The organism is Gaiella sp. (assembly GCF_057140465.1).
This window is the reverse complement of sequence record NZ_DBNHWK010000093.1, coordinates 1-4747: the sequence shown is the minus strand read 5'-3', so window position 1 is coordinate 4747 and position 4747 is coordinate 1. Positions and strand designations below refer to the sequence as shown.

Annotated in this window: 3 protein-coding genes and 2 pseudogenes; 3 read left to right on the top strand and 2 right to left on the bottom strand. The window is 74.1% G+C overall.

Annotated features, from left to right (window positions below; translation table 11 throughout):
- Positions 1-565: pseudogene (locus tag AC162C_RS13290) on the bottom strand (hypothetical protein); the annotation flags it as partial.
- Positions 566-822: 257 nt separating this feature from the next.
- On the opposite strand from AC162C_RS13290, the pseudogene AC162C_RS13285 reads away from it, so the two are divergent.
- Together AC162C_RS13285 and AC162C_RS13280 are read left to right on the top strand one after the other, a co-directional pair.
- A pseudogene (locus tag AC162C_RS13285) lies at positions 823-1416 on the top strand (prepilin peptidase); the annotation flags it as partial.
- A gap of 82 nt (positions 1417-1498) precedes the next feature.
- A complete protein-coding gene (locus AC162C_RS13280; RefSeq protein ID WP_484097966.1) occupies positions 1499-3562 on the top strand; it encodes a diguanylate cyclase domain-containing protein in 2064 nt (687 codons plus the stop codon).
- A gap of 31 nt (positions 3563-3593) precedes the next feature.
- Here AC162C_RS13280 and AC162C_RS13275 read toward each other — a convergent pair whose 3' ends face one another.
- Positions 3594-4382 (bottom strand): hypothetical protein, encoded by a 789-nt coding sequence (locus AC162C_RS13275; RefSeq protein ID WP_484097965.1) that lies wholly within the window; start codon positions 4380-4382, stop codon positions 3594-3596.
- Positions 4383-4541: 159 nt separating this feature from the next.
- Here AC162C_RS13275 and AC162C_RS13270 point away from each other — a divergent pair.
- A partial coding sequence (locus AC162C_RS13270) for a DUF4314 domain-containing protein (protein WP_484097964.1) occupies positions 4542-4747 on the top strand: 206 nt, incomplete at its 3' end.

The window sequence follows — 4747 nt, the reverse complement described above, 5'->3', positions numbered from 1 at the left end:
TGCGGGCGAGCCGCGCCGCCGACGCGTGCAGGTCGGCGCCGAGCGGCCTGCGCTCGAGCAGGGCGATGTAGCGCTCGATCAGACGCGTCGCCTCCCGCAGCGGCTCGACCCCGTCACGGCCGCCGGCCGAGGCGATCGCGATCCGCTCCACCGCGGAGCCCAGGTGGTACCCGAGGCCGAGCGACTCGACGACGTCCACCGCGACCTCGAGGGCCGCGCCCTCGGGCCGGCGGGCCGGCAGCAGGTCGTCGACCATCGCCGCCGTCGGGCGGCGCTCGTCCCCGGTACCGTCCGGCCTCGGCGGCGGCTGTGGCGAGGCTGCGCCCTCGTCATCCGTGCCGGCGCCGGCGGGCGGGGAGCCATCGGCGGCGACGGACACGTCCCGCTCCCTCGGAAGCGGGGGAGGGAGCATCACGGAGGCGTCGCCCGACGCGGCCGCTCCCGCGGCCGCGGGCACGTCGGCGCTCCGCGTCGCGTCCCGGCCTCCGTCCTCGTTCGCGTCGTGCCACGCGTTCATCGCCTCGAGAACGCGGTGCAGCTGCTCGATCCGCTCGTTGATCCCCACTCGCCTCTCCTCACCACGGACGGTACCGCCATTTCGGGTGATCGGCTAGACGGTCGATCGATCGTTCGGGACGCAGGACGGGCGGATGTGACGCGCCGCATCGCGGCACCCTCGCCCCGCGACACGTACCGGCAGGGACGCGCCGTGGACGACCGCGCCAAGCTGGTCGCTTCACGTCCGTCCTCGGCGGGCACCGCGACGACCGTCAGCCGTCCTTGGGCTGCAGGAATCCACCCGATCGTCCGAAACGTCACCGTATGCGCCGTCTCCGTGTCCCCGGCGGGCCCGCAGCGTCCGTCCTCGTCGAGCGGCCGCCCCGCGACGCGCCGGGGCCGCTCCACCTCGCCGCCGGGGTCGCCGCGGCCGCCCTCGTCGCCGCCTGCCTCGCCGTGTTCGGGCTCGGGCTCGAGGCGGCCGTCAACGCCGCCGGGTGCCTCGTGCTCGTCGCGATCACCGTCACCGACGTCGAACGGCGGATCATCCCGAACCGGATCGTCCTGCCCGCGCTCGTCGCCGCGCTGGTCGTGCAGACCGCGCGCGACCCGAGCCTCGAGTGGGTGCTCGCCGCGCTCGGCGCCGGCGGCTTCTTCCTCGTGATGGCGCTCGCCTACCCGGCCGGGCTCGGCATGGGCGACGTCAAGCTCGCCGCGTTCATGGGCGCCTGGCTCGGGGTGGCGGTCGTCCCCGCGCTCTTCCTCGGCTCGCTGCTCGCGCTCGTCCCCGCGGTCGTGATCCTCGTCCGGCACGGCTCGGCCGGGCGCAAGATGGGCGTGCCGTTCGGCCCCTTCCTCGCCGCCGGGGGCCTGATCGCGCTGTTCACCGGCGAGTGGCTCCTCGACGCCTGGCTCGGCTAGCCGCGAATCCCGCCTCCGAGTCACCCCGTTTGGGGTAGAGGGCCGCCGCCGTCGATCCGATGCCTCTGAGGTGCGGCACGTGCCCTCGCCACTCCACGCCGTCGGATCGATCTCGTCGGCCGACCTCGCGACCGCGGTCGGCGAGGCCGGAGCGGCGCTCGACGACGCCCACGCACACGACGACCCGGTCGGCGCGTCGCTCGACATCCTCCGCGAGTCGGTCGACGGGCTCTACGTCGCCGCCCTCGCGGTCGAGCACGACCGGCTCTGGATCGTCCGCGCCTCCGGCTACACGATGATCCCGGACGGCCTCGGCGTGGGGGAAGGGATCGTCGGCAGGGCCGTTCGCACGGGTCGGGCCCAGACCGTCCTCGACGTGAGCCGCGATCCCGACTTCGTCGCGGTGGCGCCGGGGATCGCCTCCGAGTTCGCCGTGCCGCTCCTCGTCGCACACGAGACGATCGGCGTCCTCAACATCGAGACGCACCGATCGCTGCCCCACGACGCTCCGCAGATCGTCGCCCCGTACGCCGCGAAGCTGGCGCCGCTCGTCGACCGGCTCGGCGACGCGGCCGGCCTCGACCTCCCGGCGCTCGCGCGGTTCTTCGTGTACGTGAGCTCGCTCCGCGACCCACGGCAGATCGCTGAGGTGGCGGCGAGGGCGCTCTCGAGAGCGCTCCCGCTCGACGCCTGTCACGTCGTGCTCGACGGCCACGGCGCCGTCTCCGAGACCTCCTCCTGGAGTCGCCCCGGGGTCGCAGTCGACCCGCCGGCTCCCGACGTCCTCCGCGCCCTCTGCGAGGACCTCGACCTCGGAACCGTGTTCCGACTCGTCGATCTCGACGACGAGCCCGTGCCGGGTCTCGCGCACGGCGGCATCCGCTCCGTCGTGCTGCTCCCGCTGCGGGCGAACGGGCTCGAGCTCGGTACCGTCGTCGGGCTCTCCCGCGCGCGGCTCGACTACCACCAGCGGGACGCGGAGACCGCCGCGCTCGTCGCCGCGCACGCGGCAGCGTCGATCGAGTCGGCGCTCGCGCTCTCCAGCGAGCGGCAGAACGCGCTCACCGACGAGCTCACCGGGCTGCTCAACCGGCGCGGCTTCCAGGCGCTGCTCGACGCCGAGATCGTGGTTCACCACGAAGACCGGTCACCGGTCACCATCCTCGTCTTCGATCTCGACGACTTCAAGGAGATCAACGACCGTGCCGGGCACGAGTTCGGCGATGCGCTCCTGCGCGAGGCCGGGATCGTCGTCACCGCGGTGCTCCCCGACGGCGCGACCGCGGGGCGGCTCGGGGGAGACGAGTTCGCGATCACGCTCCCATCCGTGGAGGGCGCGGCGGGCGACCTGCCCGACGACCTCCGACAGCGGATCGTCGCAGCGCTCGCCGACGCGGGGTTCCCGGTGCGCGTCAGCCTCGGCGTCGCCACCTACCCCTTCGACGGCGCCACGAGCGCCCAGCTCCTGCGCGCGGCGGACCAGGCCCTCTACGCGGCGAAGGGCGCAGGCAAGGACTGCGTCGTCCGCTTCCGCGACGTCGTCACCGGTCGCTCGGAGAGCCGAGGAGCAGCCGCCGCCGACCGGCCGCGACGACGCAGCCAGGACGCGACCCCGTTCACCGACGTGCTCGAGGCAGCGGCTACGATCACGCGGGAGACGACCGAGGCGGCCGTGCTCGAGCGGCTCGCGAAGGCGGCGACCTTCCTCACGGGGAGCACCGGCTGCGCTGTCTCTCGCCTCGACGGCAGGCGGCTCGCCGACACGGTCTCGCACGCGCTGCGCGACGTCGACATCGGCGAGGACATCGAGTACCTGATCGACGACTTCCCCGTCACGCGCGAGGCGCTGGAGCGGCAGGAGACGCGTGCGCTCTCGTTCCTCGACGAGGGCCTCGACCAGGCCGAGGCGTTCGTCCTGCGCGAGCTGCGCATGAACTGCTGCCTGCTCGTCCCGCTGGTCGTCGACGGACGCTCCTGGGGCCTGCTCGAGCTCTACGACATGCGGCTGCGCCGATTCGCCGAGGACGAGGCCGCCGCGGTCGCCTTCCTCGCCGCCGCCGCCACGAGCAGGATGGAGGCGCTCGTGTCCGCGGAGGAGCCACGACGCCGCCTCCCTCTGTTCCGCGTCCCGGCCGCCGGGTGAGCGGCCCGCCAGGGCCTGAGGCGGCCGGGCGCTACATGCCGGCGTCGAACGGCTCGACGACGACGCAGGGCCGCCGGTCACCGGGAAGCGGAGACGCGCCGACGCGCGCCACGCGGTAGCCGGCCCCGTCGATCTCCATCTGCGTCCCGACCTCGGGCGGCGGGCCGTCGCCGTCGACCAGGCGGTAGCGGTCGCCGGGCACGAAGACCACGTGCGCGTCGGCCGCTGCCGGGGCCTGCGCTGCGGCTTCCGCCACCGCGTCCTGGAGCTCCGCGATGCGCACGAGCTCCTCCGCGAGCGCGCGCTCGCGCTCCTCGATCTCGGCGAACCGCAGCTCCCGCTCCTGGAGCTCCCCGGCGATGCGCTCCAGCGCGGCCTCTCGTTCGGCCATCCCCTCCTCGCGTCGTTCGACGGCGGCGCGGTGGAGCTCGACCGCCCCGAGCTCCTGCTTCCGCTCTGCGAGCTCGGACTCCGCGGCGGCGAGGCGCACCTCCCGGTCGGCGAGCTCGCGGGCGAGCTCGTTCAGCTCGGCGTGTCGCTCGTCCAGCTCGGCCGACCCGCGGCGCAGCATGTCCTCGACCGTGCTCCGGATCTCCCGCGCGCGCTCCTCGCGCCGCTCGAGGTCGGCGATCGTCGCCGCCAGCTGCTCGGTGCGCTCCTCGAGCTCACGGCCGCGCTCGGCGATCAGCGCCTCGATCGCGCTCTCGTCGTCGGTGGGGGAGAAGAGCGAGCGCAGCCTCCCGCGCGGGCGCTCGTCCTGGTGACGTCCGGGCCAGTGCTCCCAGCCCTGGCGGTCGCTCGGCTGTCCCTGGGTGGTCATTCTCTGATCGTAGGAGGTGCGCGCCGGCGGGCCAGTCCTAAGCCGTCGAGTTCGGATCCGGACCGCCGACGCCTCCTGCGTTTCGACGGTGCCGTTGGCGACTCCTGCTTTTCGCCGGGCGGGGAGGAGAGAGGCCCTCCGGCGGCCAATACCACGACCATGGACGCGAAGGGTGCACGGCATCTCTTCGAGCGGCTGCGCGCGTCGTTCACGCACGGTGCGACGGTCGAGCTGGTCGGCGATCCGCCAGACGACAGCCTTCGGGCCGGCGACCGCGGCGTCGTCGAGCAAGTCGGCGCCGACGGCTCGGTCACGATCGCCTGGGAGAGCGGGCTCTCTCTGCAGGTCGACCCGCGACTGACGCC

What these genes read in the sequence shown, in the direction of transcription:
- AC162C_RS13275 (WP_484097965.1), bottom strand. Translation starts at nt 4,382, where the DNA reads ATGACCACCCAGGGACAGCCGAGCGACCGCCAGGGCTGGGAGCACTGG.